General features: G+C 68.7%; 13 protein-coding genes and 1 pseudogene. 5 read left to right on the forward strand and 9 right to left on the reverse strand.

Features of this window, described 5'->3' with window-relative positions:
• The first annotated feature begins 99 nt into the window (after positions 1 to 99).
• Positions 100 to 396 carry a DUF4235 domain-containing protein gene (locus ACFVWW_RS03900; RefSeq protein ID WP_386875748.1) on the forward strand — a complete coding sequence of 99 codons (297 nt, stop codon included), beginning with the start codon at positions 100 to 102 and terminating at the stop codon, positions 394 to 396.
• A gap of 49 nt (positions 397 to 445) precedes the next feature.
• On the forward strand, positions 446 to 1,093 hold the full coding sequence (locus ACFVWW_RS03905; protein WP_384184271.1) for an endonuclease: 648 nt from the start codon (positions 446 to 448) through the stop codon (positions 1,091 to 1,093).
• A gap of 126 nt (positions 1,094 to 1,219) precedes the next feature.
• Here the strand turns inward: ACFVWW_RS03905 and ACFVWW_RS03910 are convergent, their stop codons facing one another.
• The 3 genes and pseudogenes from ACFVWW_RS03910 to ACFVWW_RS03920 all read right to left on the reverse strand — a co-directional run bounded on the left by ACFVWW_RS03910 (position 1,220) and on the right by ACFVWW_RS03920 (position 3,572).
• Positions 1,220 to 1,417: an antitoxin gene (locus ACFVWW_RS03910; RefSeq protein ID WP_386875750.1), complete on the reverse strand. Its 198-nt coding sequence runs from the start codon at positions 1,415 to 1,417 to the stop codon at positions 1,220 to 1,222.
• A gap of 124 nt (positions 1,418 to 1,541) precedes the next feature.
• Positions 1,542 to 2,000, reverse strand: a complete 459-nt coding sequence (locus ACFVWW_RS03915) for a hypothetical protein (protein ID WP_384184276.1) — start codon at positions 1,998 to 2,000, stop codon at positions 1,542 to 1,544.
• 114 nt (positions 2,001 to 2,114) lie between these two features.
• Positions 2,115 to 3,572, reverse strand: a pseudogene (locus ACFVWW_RS03920) (glycoside hydrolase family 76 protein).
• A gap of 347 nt (positions 3,573 to 3,919) precedes the next feature.
• Between ACFVWW_RS03920 and ACFVWW_RS03925 the strand changes: the two are divergent.
• Positions 3,920 to 4,438: a lytic polysaccharide monooxygenase auxiliary activity family 9 protein gene (locus ACFVWW_RS03925; protein ID WP_384184282.1), complete on the forward strand. Its 519-nt coding sequence runs from the start codon at positions 3,920 to 3,922 to the stop codon at positions 4,436 to 4,438.
• Positions 4,439 to 4,652: 214 nt separating this feature from the next.
• Positions 4,653 to 5,375, forward strand: coding sequence for a chitinase (locus ACFVWW_RS03930; RefSeq protein ID WP_384184285.1), 723 nt, complete (start codon positions 4,653 to 4,655; stop codon positions 5,373 to 5,375).
• A gap of 92 nt (positions 5,376 to 5,467) precedes the next feature.
• Here the strand turns inward: ACFVWW_RS03930 and ACFVWW_RS03935 are convergent, their stop codons facing one another.
• The 6 genes from ACFVWW_RS03935 to ACFVWW_RS03960 form a co-directional block, all read right to left on the reverse strand.
• Entirely contained in the window at positions 5,468 to 6,598 is a 1,131-nt protein-coding gene (locus tag ACFVWW_RS03935) for a hypothetical protein (RefSeq protein WP_384184287.1), read from the reverse strand.
• Positions 6,599 to 6,624: 26 nt separating this feature from the next.
• Positions 6,625 to 7,680 carry a cupin domain-containing protein gene (locus tag ACFVWW_RS03940; protein WP_384184290.1) on the reverse strand — a complete coding sequence of 352 codons (1,056 nt, stop codon included), beginning with the start codon at positions 7,678 to 7,680 and terminating at the stop codon, positions 6,625 to 6,627.
• A 44-nt stretch (positions 7,681 to 7,724) separates the two neighbouring features.
• Positions 7,725 to 8,882, reverse strand: coding sequence for an extracellular solute-binding protein (locus tag ACFVWW_RS03945; RefSeq protein ID WP_386875753.1), 1,158 nt, complete (start codon positions 8,880 to 8,882; stop codon positions 7,725 to 7,727).
• Positions 8,883 to 8,986: 104 nt separating this feature from the next.
• Positions 8,987 to 9,874, reverse strand: a complete 888-nt coding sequence (locus tag ACFVWW_RS03950; RefSeq protein WP_386875755.1) for a fumarylacetoacetate hydrolase family protein — start codon at positions 9,872 to 9,874, stop codon at positions 8,987 to 8,989.
• The gene (locus ACFVWW_RS03955) at positions 9,871 to 10,992 is read right to left on the reverse strand and encodes a cupin domain-containing protein (RefSeq protein ID WP_386875757.1); all 1,122 of its coding nucleotides are present in this window, start codon (positions 10,990 to 10,992) and stop codon (positions 9,871 to 9,873) included. Before ACFVWW_RS03955 ends, ACFVWW_RS03950 begins: the two co-directional genes overlap by 4 nt.
• Positions 10,993 to 11,044: 52 nt before the next feature.
• Complete coding sequence (locus ACFVWW_RS03960; RefSeq protein ID WP_386875758.1) at positions 11,045 to 12,304, reverse strand: FAD-dependent oxidoreductase; 1,260 nt, start codon at positions 12,302 to 12,304, stop codon at positions 11,045 to 11,047.
• Positions 12,305 to 12,371: 67 nt separating this feature from the next.
• Here ACFVWW_RS03960 and ACFVWW_RS03965 point away from each other — a divergent pair, with 67 nt between their 5' ends.
• Positions 12,372 to 13,181, forward strand: coding sequence for an IclR family transcriptional regulator (locus ACFVWW_RS03965; protein WP_384184304.1), 810 nt, complete (start codon positions 12,372 to 12,374; stop codon positions 13,179 to 13,181).
• Positions 13,182 to 13,198: the final 17 nt, after the last annotated feature.

The following is a 13,198-nucleotide window of genomic DNA, read 5'->3' on the forward strand; positions in this document are numbered from 1 at the left end:
GGCACCCGACCTCTTGTCGCGCCAACCGGCAGGACACGGCCGCCATCCGCGCGGTCGGCGCAACCGGCGCAGCCGGCGCAGTCAGCGAAGGAGACTCGGGTGAAGAAGAAGCAGAAACTCACGCTCGCCTACCGGCCGGTCGGGTTCGTGCTCGGCTGGACGGGCGGAGCGCTGGCGGGGCTGGCCTTCCAGACGACATGGAAGGCCCTGCGCCACGAGGACAACGCGCCGGACGCCCTCGACCGGGACCGTGGCTGGGGCGAAGTCCTGCTGGCGGCCGCCGTCCAGGGCGCCATCTTCGCGGTCGTGCGCAGCGCCGTGGACCGGTCGGGCGCCAAGGCCATCGAGCGTGCGACCGGCACCTGGCCGAGTGACAATAATGGGGGCAGGGACTAGCGCGTGGTTGAGGAGTAGCGCCGCGGCGGCTGCCTCACGGAGGAGGCGCATGGTGACGAGAACCGGCAACCAGGAGACCGTACGGGAGCTGCTCGACACCCACGGCCGTACGTACGCGGCGGAAGCACACATCCGTCTGCGCGACACTCCCCAGCCGCTCTATCAGACACTGGTGCTGGCCTGTCTGCTGAGCGCGCGGATCCGCAGCGACACCGCGGTGGCGACCTCGCGTGCGCTCACGGACTCCGGGCTCGACAGTGCCCGGCGGATGGCGGACGCCGGCTGGCAGGAGCGCGTGGACGCACTGGGCCGGGGCGGCTACCGACGTTATGACGAACGGACCGCGACCCAGCTCGGCGAGGGGGCCGAGCTGCTTCTCGACGAGTACGGCGGCGATCTGCGGCGGCTGCGTGACGCGGCGGGCACGGATGTCGACGCCCTGCGCCGACTGCTGCGAGAGGTGCCCGGACTCGGTCCCGTCGGTGTGGACATCTTCCTGCGCGAGGCGCAGGCCGTCTGGCCGGAGCTCGCGCCGTATCTGGACGAGAAGGCGCTCCAAGGGGCACACCGCCTCGGACTGCCCGACCATCCCGAGGCACTGGCACGCCTGGCCGGCGACGCCGACCCGGCGGTGTTCGCCTCCGCGCTGGTGCGAGTCGCCCTGGAGAAGAAAAAGACGGTATCCGCGGGAGCCTGAGGCACACGCAAAGGCACACGCAAGCCACCGATCCGTCGGCGGTCCGTCGATGATGACGACGCTCGGTCCGGTGGCGCGCGCGTGCGGGACAACGACGTCAGACGACGACGTCAGCTGTGCGGCGTATCAGCTCTGCGGGGGACGCTTGTCCGACGGCGGCTCGTTCCCGAGCTGCTCATTCATCTTCTTCTGGGCGGCGTCTGTCTGGCCGCTGTACTTGTTCTGCGTCTTCTGGTCGAACGCGTCGCCGCCCTTGACCACCCCCTTGCGTGCCGTGTCCTCATGCCCCTTGATGAGGCCCTTCAGCTTGTCGAGCATCGACATGTTCGGCTCCTCGCTCGAAACGTATTCCCTCCCACCATCGCCGCTGACCAGCGATCCCGCATCCGCAGCGGATACGGTCCGCTCACTCACCCGCAGTGATGCCGAGAGGCGGAGCCGGTTGCCCTCAGCCCATCTCGCGGCCGGCGGGCGGCCAGGACGGGGCGGTCGCGGCGAGCGCGACGTCGATCTCCCGCACCGTGTCCGGGTTGTAGAACTCGGCCACCTGACGCACCAGCAGGAGACCTTCGATCACGGCCGGTTCGAGCGGACGGTCCATGCGGCTGACACCGGTGGGGAGATTGCCGAGGTAGCGGGCGCCGCGAAGTTTCCACGACGCCTTGGTCTCCAGGCCGGCGGTGGCGAAGCCGAGGGCCGAGGCCATGGTGACGGCGGCCTCGGTCGCCCCCGAGGCCAGCAGGGACAGGCCCGCCTGGTGCTCGCCCGTCCCGCCGGTGACGGTGTGCAGCCGGCAGGCGTCCTCGGCTCCCTTGAGGAGCTGCTGCGCCTGCTCCAGCACGAGCACCGCCCAGGCCAGCTGTGCGACATCCACAGACGGGGGCTGCGTGGCGGGCTGCTTCTGCATCACGGGCTCCCTGAGGTCGGCTGACACCGAGACTAGAGAGCCCACGGTCCCCGGCGGGAGCCGTTTCCGCCAGAGCCACTCGAACGAGGTAGCGGACCCGCGTGAAGTGAGGGCTCAGGGCGCGGCGTTGAGCAGGTCGAGGGCGCTCTGCTGGCGAGCCGCGTCCGCCGTGTCGAGCGGTCCGTTCCAGCGCAGTCCGTACTGATCGAGCGGATTGCGGTCCCTGGCGTAGGCGGCGTCGGCCTGCCTCTTCAGATACGCCGTGTAGGGATGATCGGCGAGCGCGGCGTTGAGCGCGCCCAGACCGCGTACGTGCGCGCCCTTGAAGGACGGTCCGTCGGCTCCGCAGTCCCCGCTCTCGCACGGGTCACGCAGGATGCCGTCGGTGGTGTTCAGCGAGGACGTGGTGGTGGCCGCGTCGGCGATCTGCCGTGCGGCGGTGAGGAGTTGTCCTTCCCCGGTGGCGCGGTGCAGTTCGGTGAGCGCGCCGAGCAGCACGCCCTGGTTGTACGACCAGACGGTGCTGCCGTTGTTGCGGCAGGTGGACAGATCGATGCCGTCGTTCACCAGGTGCGAGCCGTTGACCATGCCGGTGCCCTGGAACCAGGACCATCCGGCACGCGCTCTGCCGAGATACGCCGTGTCTCCCGCGACGCGGTTGTGCAGCGCCGCGTTGAGCTGGATGTAGAGGGAGTTGGCGATGGCGTTCTTGTACGTCTTCGCGGTGCTCCACCACACGCCGCCGCCGCAGGTGCCGTCCCAGTAGGCGGCCATGTGGTCGGCGTCCGCGCGGGCGGTGTTCAGATAGCGGCTGTCGCCGGTGGCGTCGTACGCGGCGACCCAGGCCAGCCCCCACCAGCCGGTGTCGTCGATGTAGTCGTTGCGGAACTGGCCGGCCTGGGCGTTCAGTTGACGGTCGTACGTGTTGGCGATGGCGTACCGGTAACTGGGCATGCCGGAGACCCGGATGTTGTCGATGACGGCGGTGAGCGCGTTGGCGGAGTTCCACCAGCCGGTGGTGTCGAACAGGCCGGTGCCGTTGTTGTAGAACTACATCTGCGCGGTGGCCGCGGCCTTGCGCCGGTCGCCCGCGTTCCAGGTCGTACGCGCCCAGGGCGTGCAGGCGATCTCCGTACGGTCGCCGGCCTTGCCGCAGGCCCGCAGGGCGCCGACGCCGTGGTTGTTCCAGTCGTCGACGTTGTACATGAGGGTGCGCCAGCCGCGCTGTCCTGCGGGCACGGTGGTGGCGCCGAGGCGGCTGCCGGAGCTCCAGGTGCGCCCGCCGTCGAAGGACCGGTCCAGCCACACCTCGTCGCCGGGGCTGCCGTCGCCGAGTGAGGCCCAGCCCATCGCGTCCTGGTCGTCGAAGTGGAGGGTGATGGAGCGGGAGAAGAGCGCCGCGGAGACGGGGGCGCGGTCCTGCGGCGCGAGCGCGGGGTCACGGGCGTCGCAGTACGTGTTGCAGATGGCGGCGGTGGGGGCGGCGACGGCCTGGGGGTCCGCCGCGGCGAGAGTACCGACGGCGAGCGTGGTGACGACCGGCGCCACCAGGCGGCGCATCCGAGCTGACATCGTTGTCCACATGAGCGGCTCCGGGGTCGGACGACATGGGCGAGGACAGGGGGTACCGAGAGCGCTCCCAGAACGTATGACCGTGACGCGCTCACGTCAATCAGTCCGGCCGCGGCCCCACCAAGCCGTTCGCACAGCACCCTTGACGGGAACACGTCGACCTGTATGGTCTAGGCCAAGTGGTAGAGACCTTTCCCGGATGCAACGTCATTTCCGCTGCGCACGGAAGGGAATCCACCGCCGACCTTCGCGCCTCTTGGCCCCCACACTCGAGAGGCCGACCTGCCGTATCCGGGTTCCCCACAACCCGGAATCGCGCAGGAAGACCTGATGTGAAGGAGTACTTCATGCATGCCAAAAGGAAGCTGGCCGCTGCCCTCGGCGCCGTTGTCGCGCCGGTTCTCGCCCTGAGCCTTCCCGCGAGTTCCGCCAGCGCCCACGGATATATCTCCTCGCCCCCCAGCAGGCAGGCCCAGTGCGCCGCGGGAACGGTCAGCTGCGGCGATATCACGTACGAACCGCAGAGCGTGGAAGGGCCCAAGGGGCTCACCAGCTGCAGCGGCGGAAACTCACGGTTCGCCGAGCTGGACGACGACTCCAAGGGCTGGACCGTGACGCCCGTGGGCAGCACCACGTCATTCCAGTGGAAGCTGACCGCGCAGCACGCCACCAGCACCTGGCAGTACTTCGCCGGCGGGCAGCAGATCGCCGAATTCAACGACAACGGAGCGAAGCCGGGAGCGACCGTCACCCACCAGGTGAACTTCGGCGGCCTGTCGGGTCATCAGAAGGTCCTCGCGGTCTGGAATGTCGCGGACACCACGAACGCCTTCTACGCCTGCATCGACGTGAACGTCGGCGGCTGAGGTCCTCCGGACCCGACTCACGCAGGGTGAGCCCCTGACACCTCAGGCGGGGGCTCACCCGTACGAGCCACAGCTCGCCCCACCCTCTCGCGCCACCAGCTCGCCCCACCCCCACCAGGCCGCCTGCCGGTGCACACACGCGTGCCTGAAATCCCCCCACACACCTGCCTGGGCCGCCGCGCGTACGGCGGCCGGATCCAAGGAGTGAGTCACCGTGCGTCAGCGCATCCTCGGACTGCTTACCGCGACCGCCTCGGCCGCCGCGTTCTCCCTGCTGTCTCTCGCGCCGTCCTCCGCGGCGCAGTCGGCCCCGGCGGCCGATTTCGTCGTCAGCGAGGCCCAGTTCAATCAGATGTTCCCGAACCGGAACTCGTTCTACACCTATGGCGGCCTGACCGCCGCCCTGAGCGCCTATCCGGGCTTCTCCGGCACGGGAAGTGACACCGTACGGAAGCAGGAAGCGGCCGCCTTCCTCGCGAATGTCAGCCACGAGACCGGCGGCCTCGTCCATGTGGTCGAACAGAACACAGCGAATTACCCGCACTATTGCGACTCGTCCCAGCCCTATGGCTGCCCGGCGGGCCAGGACAAGTACTACGGGCGTGGCCCGATTCAGCTCAGCTGGAACTTCAACTACAAGTCCGCGGGCGACGCGCTGGGCATCGATCTGCTGAACAACCCCGATCTCGTGCAGAACGATTCCGCCGTGGCCTGGAAGACCGGCCTCTGGTACTGGAACACCCAGAACGGTCCGGGAACCATGACACCGCACAACGCCATGGTGAACGGCGCGGGATTCGGCGAGACCATCCGCAGCATCAACGGAAGCCTCGAATGCAACGGCGGAAACCCCGCGCAGGTGCAGAGCAGGATCAACAGCTACACGGGCTTCACACAGATCCTCGGAGTCGACCCGGGTGCCAACCTGAGTTGCTGAAGCAGACACCGTAATCACCGGCGGGGCGGTACCGACGGCTCACCGGCCGTCGGTACCGCCCCGCCGTCGATCCCGGGGCTTCCGCCCGGGGATCAGGGCGAGCTCACGTACAGCTCGTCGGGCATATCGGGTGAGACGCCGCGTGCGGCCAGGGCGTCGAGGTAGTCGCGGCGTATCCGCGGGTCCTCGTCCTCGTACGGAAGCAGGCTGCCTCCTTCCCGTACGCTGACGAGTACTCCGGGACGGCCGTCCACGATCGGGTTCCCGGCCCGGCGGATACCCGTCGGGTGTTTCACCCCGCCGCGGAAGGCCAGTTGCCGGGCGGTCCCCGACCCGGTGTTGAAGTGCTGGTGGAACCATTTGCTCGGCGGGCTGTAGACGGAGCCCTCTCCCCACTCCACCCGCACCACCCGATCGCCGTTGCCCGCCAGATACGGGCGGCTGCCCGCCTCCTGAGGCCAGATGAGTACATACCCGCTCGACCGCAGGCCGTAGAGAATGGCCCCGCCCAGATGGTGATGGGCCTTGTGATAACGCCCCACCGGCCACGAGGTGATGTGCGCGGCGACGGTGTTGCCCGCCATCTCGAAGACGGTCGCGTCCACGCCGCTGCCCTTGACGCCCAGGGAGTCCAGCGCGATCCGGTGGATGTCGGCGATGAAGTTGGTCTCGGCGACGCCGCCGAAGTAGTTCTGGTAGCGCTCGCTGGTCGAGTAGTACGCGTCGCCGGGCGAGAACCGGTCGGTGAAACGGTAGTCGTTGGCGAAGATGAAGTCCTCGTTGTGGAACAGGTCCATCACCATGGGCGCGTCGTTGACGGCCATGTACACGACGGGCTCGGACCCGGTGTTGTGCAGGACGTAGGAGCAGTTGAGCGGAATGGCGAAGAAGCTGCCCCGCGCCCACTCGAAGGTGGTCCTGCGCGAGTCGCCCGGCAGCCATACATCGGCCGCGCCGCGCCCGGACAGGACGGTGATGAACTGCTGGTGCAGGTGCTGCTGGCGGTCCAGCGACCGGCGGGCGGCGATCTCACCGATGTGCATACCGGTGAAGCCCTCCATGCCGTGCAGATGGACGAAGGCCGCCTTGCCGCCGGTGCGTGCCCAGTCGGCGCGCTCCAGCGTGCGGACGTCGGCGATGCCGTAGCCGCGATGGACCGGCAGACCTTCCTTCCGCATCCAGCTGTCGTAGAACGTTTCCCGGGCCCGGCCGGACGACGCCATCAGTCATTCCTTTCTCTGGACAGGACTCAGGAATAGAACTCCTCCATACGCGACGCGATGCCGTTCTCGGCGCACGCGTCGCGGTACATCCGCCGGACCACCGGGTCCTCGTCCTCGTAGTCGATCTGGTCGCCGCCCAGCCGGGTGCTGACCGTGGACATGGGCAGCCCGGTCGCCGGATCACGGCGGGCGTTGAGATGGCGCAGGGCGAGGTAACGGGCCGGTGTGGCACCGGTGTTGAAGTGCTGGTGGAAGGTCTCGCCCGGTGGGATGACGAGTGAGCCCTCGGACCAGTCGTAGCGGGTGACCGGCTCGCCCTCCTTCCACATCAGGCTGTATCCGGTCCCGCTGAGGATCACCACATGGGCGCCGGGCGAATGCCGGTGGGCTTTCTTGTACGTCCCGACCGGGAACTCCGACACATGCGCCATCATCGTGTTCCTGGCCAGTTTGAACTGGACGTTCGTGCCGCCGGCGCCGCGTTCGCGGTAGTCCACGAGCTGGAAGCCGCGCACGTCGGGGACGAAGTTGGTCTCCCACAGCCGGCCGGTCAGCGTGCCCTCGCCGCTGAAGTAGCCGGCGGCCCCGGAGAAACGCGAGGGGAAGTCGTACGGGCAGTTGAAGAGGAACTCGGCTTCGTCGAACAGATTGATCAGCACCGGCGCGTTGGTCACCGCGAGCAGGGTCGCCGGCTGTTCACCGCTGCTGTTGAAGTGCTGGTAGCGGACGTTCAGCGGGATGGCGAACAGCGAGCCCCGCTCCCACTCGAAGCTCTGCGGCACCGAGTCAGGACCCCATACCGTCGTGCTTCCCCGCCCGGAGAGCACGTAGATCATCAGCTCGTGCAGATGCCGCACCGGGTGAAGGCTCTCCCCTGCCGGGATCCGGCTCAGGTAGCAGTCGTTGCTGCGGTCGCTGTCGTCGTGGGTGATGAAACAGCCGTAGCCGCCCGTCCGTGCCCAGGGTTTGAGGGCGACCGCCCGCAGATCGGGGATGTGGAAGCCGGGGATGATGTCGATGCCCTGGCCGCGGGACCACCGCGCGTACGCGGTCGGTGGTGTGGCGGACGGCTGCGCTGTCATGAATTCCTCCAAGGATGCGACCGGAACACCGTCGGACGGCCGGACTACTGGGGACCGAGCAGGTCGATCAGCATCTTCTGCAGCCGCTTCACGTCCTTCGTCAGTACGTCCCAGCCGTAGCTGTCGTAGTACTCGCTGCCCGCCTCGGGGACGGTCGCGCCCAGTTCGGCCGGCGCCGGCACGTCCGCGCGGGTGCTGGGAACCTGGAGGGCGTTCATCCACACGGAGTTGCCGTCCTTGCAGACCAGCCAGTTGACCAGCAGACTGGCGGCGTCCGGGTGCGGAGCCTTGTTGTCGATGGCCAGCAGGCTGGAGCCGCCGGTCGCCACCGGCGGAGCGCCGGTCAGTTTGAGCTGCTTCAGCGGCAGCCCCTCGGCGAGCGCCTCTTCGGTCTCCGCGTTCTGCAGGGACAGGCCGAAGGCGTACTTGCCCCGGGCGATGTCGTCCAGCTCCTGGCGCTGGTCGGTCAGCAGGGTCGGCTTCTGGTCGACGTAGAGGGACTTGACGAAGTCCTCGCCGTAAGCCTGCGCGAAGGTGCCGACGTCGTAGATGGCTCCGCCGTTGGAACGCGGGTCGTCGACGACGATCTTGCCCTTCCACTTCGGATCGAGCATGTCCTCGAAGGTGGTCAGATCGCCGTCCTTCACCAGGTCGGTGTTGACGACGACGCCGGAGTCGACGTAGTTCGACAGCTGAAGGATCATCTCCTTCTCCGGATCGACCCACTTGGGCGCGCCGTCGCGCCAGTTGTCCGCGGTGAGCAACGCCGGGTCGAGCACGTCCTTGAGGGAGCCGATCCACCCCTCGCCGTAGTAGGTGCTCGTCATGGTGTTGCCACCACCGCCGAAGACGTCATGGGTGAAGATGCCGGCCTTGCGCTCGGACTGGAGCTTGGCCGCGATGTCGCTGTTACGGCCGCCGACGTAGGTGACCTTGACGCCGTAGGTCTGCTCGAACGCCTTCGGCACGTCGGTGCGCACACTGCCGTCCGGCGTACCCGTCATGACTACCTCCCCGTCCTTCTTGGCCCGTTGGGCGAGGGCGCCGTCGGGGTCCGGACACCCCGCTGAGACGGTCTTGCCGCCGGCGCTGCCGGAAGCGGTGCCTGCGGCGGGAGCGGTGGACGGGCTCTCCCCGCAGGCGCTGAGGAGCAGTACCACGGCCGCCGGGAGGATGAATCTGGCCTTCGTCGTCATTGACATTGCCTTCACCTGTTTTCGGTGCGAATGAGCCATTGGCTGGCAAGTGTCAGGACCATAGCCACGAAGTTCGCTCCCCAGGAATAGTCCTGGCAAGTATTCCTATATCAGGAATAGATGGCATCCTCGGCCCGGACTGTCATCGTCATGGCGCCGAGTCGGCTGATCGATGTGTCCAGCACGTCGCCCGGCAGAATCGGCCCGACACCGGGGGGTGCGCCGGTGAAGATCACGTCGCCGGGGTGCAGCGTCATCATGCGCGACGCATAGGCGACGATCTGCGGCACAGGGGTGATCATCGTGGACGTGTTGACCGCCTGGCGCGTCTCGCCGTTGCAGGTCAGCAGGATGTCGAAGTCCGCGGGATCGCCCGCCTCGTCGCTCGTCGTGAGCCAGGGGCCGAGCGGGCTGAAGGTGTCGTAACTCTTGCGCCGCGACCGGTCGGCCGGGCTCCGTACGGTGATGTCCAGCCCGATCGTGTAGCCGAGAACATGGTCCAGCGCGTTCTCGACCGCGATGTCCTTGCCGCCGGTGCCGATCACGACGACGAGCTCGGACTCGTGGTGGATTTCGCTGCCCTCGGCGAGCACGTCGCGCGGCAGCACGATGCCGGACCCGGGCCCCACGATCGACGAGGGCGCCTTCAGGAAGATGTCGAAGTTCATCATCCAGGACTCGACCTGACCCAGGGTGCGCTGCTGGACCGAGTGCATCTCGTCGATGTGTTCCTGGTAGTTGCTGGCCGAGGCGATGACCTTCGTCGGCCCCAGCACCGGCGCGGCCAGGCGTACCGAGTCCAGCGGCTGCCCCCGGCCGCTCCTGGCCGCCGCCTCCAGGGCGGGTGCGAGCGCGGCGAAGTCCCGGCACAGCGCCCGCCACCAGCCGGCGAGCAGCGGATCGGGCTCGTGCGGCCAGGGCAGTGCGCCGGTGACGTCCACCACTTCGTCACCGGTGACGACACCGAGGCGGTTGTCGTCGAAGATCGCGAGTTTCATACGCTCACCGTGTCCAGGTTCGCCGGGGTGAAGACGCCGGTCACCTGTTGGGCGGCGTCGAGGGTCAGTTCGCGGTGGAGTCCCAGTGCCCGCAGCACCGGGGTGTCGCTGATGCTGAACAGGTCCGCGCCCTCGCCGCTGGTGTGCTCGACGGCGGCCCAGGAGGGGACGACGAACATGTCACCGGCCGACCAGTCGAAGCGCTGGCCGTCGATCACCGACCAGCCGGACCCGCGGTGGACGACGAAGACGCTGTTGCCGGTGCGGCGCACGGGGAGGGTCTTCGCGCCCGGTACGAACCGGTGCATGCCACAGCTCATGGTCGGCAGCACGCTGGCGCCGGTCTCGGGGTTGACGTATTCGAGGCTCACCAGCGGTGCGCCGCTCTCGGCGGCCAGCCGGGACAGCTCCCTGTCGGTGTCGGGCCACCGGTAGACCAGCAGCGGTGAGTGCTCGGTGGTGAGGACGTCGCGTACGGCTCCGCTGACGAAGCGTGGCCCTGGGCCGGCCTCGGCCTCCGACCGGTTGCGCGGTTCCGCGCCCGGCTGCCGGACATCGGGGTACGGCTCGAAGAACACCGCGTCGAGTGCCTCGATCATCGGCAGGTCGAGCCCGTCGAACCAGAGCATCGGGCCGTCGCTCGTACTGCTGTGATCGTGCCAGTTCCACGACGGTGTGAGGATCAGGTCCCCGGGGTGCATGTCGCACACATCGCCGTCGACCGTGGTCGCGACGCCGTCCCCGGACAGGATGAACCGGATGGCGCCCGGGGTGTGGCGGTGGGCGGGCGCCGTCTCACCGGGGCCGAGGCACTGAATGGCGCCCCACAGGGTTCCGGCCGCGTAGGGCTGTCCCGCCAGGCCCGGATTGCCGAGGCTCAGCACCCGCCGTTCCCCGCCGCGCTCCACGGGCACCAACCGCAGTGCGCGTTCGGCGAGTTCGGTCAGTACCCGCGCGCGCCACAGCCACGGGACCGAGCGGGGGCGCGGGGCGGGCGTGAGCAGATCACGGGTGATCGTCCACAGCGGGTAGAGGTCGACGGCCGCCAGATCCGTGTACAGGGAGGCCAGCTGATCGTCTTCATCGGTCCGCGCGCGTGGGGTCTCATCGAGCGTCATGGGTCCTCTTTCGCCTGTGCCGCGCCCGGGCGGGCCGGCGGCAACGGTGCACTCATGGGGTGGAGTTCGCCGCCGTGTCGATGCGGCGGCGGACGTCCTGGGGCGGCAGGCCGATGCCGAAGCGGGCCACCGACTCGAGCAGGGAGGCACGCCGGCACCAGGCCCGTGCCCGGTCGGGGTCGGCCGCGACGGCGCGCAGCTCGTCGTGGTTGGCCCGCCGTTTGTCCTCGTCGCGCTCGCCGATCCGCTCCGTGTTGCGCTTGGTGTCCGCCTGTACGTACTCGACGGCCACCTGCCGGCGCACCTCGGCGAAGGTCGCCAGCTCGGCGTCCTCGTCCGCTCCGTCGTTGAGGACGCGGGCGAGCCGTCGCGCGAGGTCGACCGCGTCGTGGATACCGCTGTTGAGCCCCACCCCGCCGAGCGGGCTGTTGATGTGCGCGGCGTCGCCGATCAGCGCGCAGCGGCCGGCCACGAACGAGTTCGCCACCCGCTGGTGCACGGTGTAGATCTGGTGGTCGCCGATCTCGTAGCCGCCCGGCAGGGCCGCGATGCCCTGGAGGCGTTGCTGTATCTCCGCGAGGTCGGTGGCCCGCTCGTACGTCTGACCGGGCGGGAGGGGGTACACCGCGCGCCATGACTCCGGTGTGCGCAGCAGGAAGAGCCATTCCTCAGGGTCGGCGACGTAATTGACGTCGGCGATGCCGGGGATGAGCGAGCGGAAGTCGGCCGAGGTGCTGGCGATCAGGAACCGCTCCGGGTAGGTGAAGCCCGTGAACTCCACGCCGAGCAGTCCGCGGGCCGTGCTGCTCGCACCGTCCGCGGCCACCAGGAAACCGCCGCGCAGACTCACCGCGCCCGACGGGCCCCGCCCCTCCACCACCACCCCGTCGTCGTCGGTGCGGATCGCCGTGGCCTCCGTGCCGTAGTGCAGGGTGACATTCGGCGCGTCGACGAGCCGCTCCACCAGCATCCGGACCAGGTGCTGCTGGTTCAGCTGAAGGCGGTGCGGGTACTTCGTCTCCTCCTTCAACAGGGTGAAGTCGAACTCGGCCACCAGGCCGGCCCGCCGGTCGCGGTACTGGTAGCGCGGCACCACCAGCCCTTCCGCGTGCATCTGCGCGGCCAGGCCGAGTTCGTCGAGCAGTTCGAGGGTCGGCGGATGAAATGTCGACGCACGCCAGTCGGTACGCGGCTCCGGCTCGCGCTCGATGAGGTGTACCTGTACGCCTGCCCGGGCGAGTGCCCAGGCCGCGGTGGCGCCGACGGGGCCGCCGCCGAGGATGAGCACAGGCGGCCCAGGATGATTCGACACGAATGTCATAGCACCAAACCTTAGCGATTATTCCGCGCCACGAAAGAGTTGGCGCTACTATTCCGGCATGGAGAATACTGTTCGAGATGAACCCCGCCCCTCCGTCCCGAACTCGGCACAGACGGGCCTGTCATCGGTCGACAACGCCCTGCAGTTGCTGCGTCTCATCGGCGAGCGCCGCGCACTGCGCGTCGCCGAGGCCGCCGACGACTTGTGCGTCGCCCGTTCCACCGCGCACCGGCTGCTGACCGCACTGCGCCGGCAAGGCTTCGTGACGCAGGACAAGCCGAACGGTGTCTACCGCCCCGGCCCCGCCCTGCTGGAGATCGGTCTGTCGGCCATCGGCCGCGTCGACATCCGGCACGCGGCCCGCCCGGTGCTCGAACAGCTCAGTGAAGACACGCAGGAGACGGTCAGTCTGCTGCTGCTCGAAGGCGATTCCGTCCGTTTCATCGACTGTGTGGAGGGCTCACGGTCGGTGCGTGTCGCCACCCGCACCGGGATCGTCCTGCCGGCCCACTGCACGGCCGGCGGCAAGGCGATCCTGGCGGCGCTGCCGGCCAGTGACCTGGACCGGCGCTACCCCACCCGGCAGTTGGACACCCGTACACCGAACTCCATCTCGACATGGCGCGAGTTGGAGTCCGAGCTCGACGAAATCCGGGACAACGGCTACGCGGTGAACTTCGGAGAGGGTGAGAGCAGCATCTGCGCCGTGGGGATGGCGATCTACGATCTCATCGGCTACCCGCTCGCGGCTATCGCCGTGGCCGTACCGAGCTCGCGGCTGGAGACCGTCGAGCAGGCCGGCGAACTCGCGCATCTGCTGGTCCAGGCGCAGGCGTCGGTGCGTGATGCCTTCAACAAGGCGGGCTGAGCCGGACGGCCGGGGGT

Origin of the sequence: Streptomyces sp. NPDC058198 (assembly GCF_042882605.1) — a bacterium.
Lineage (GTDB): Bacteria > Actinomycetota > Actinomycetes > Streptomycetales > Streptomycetaceae > Streptomyces.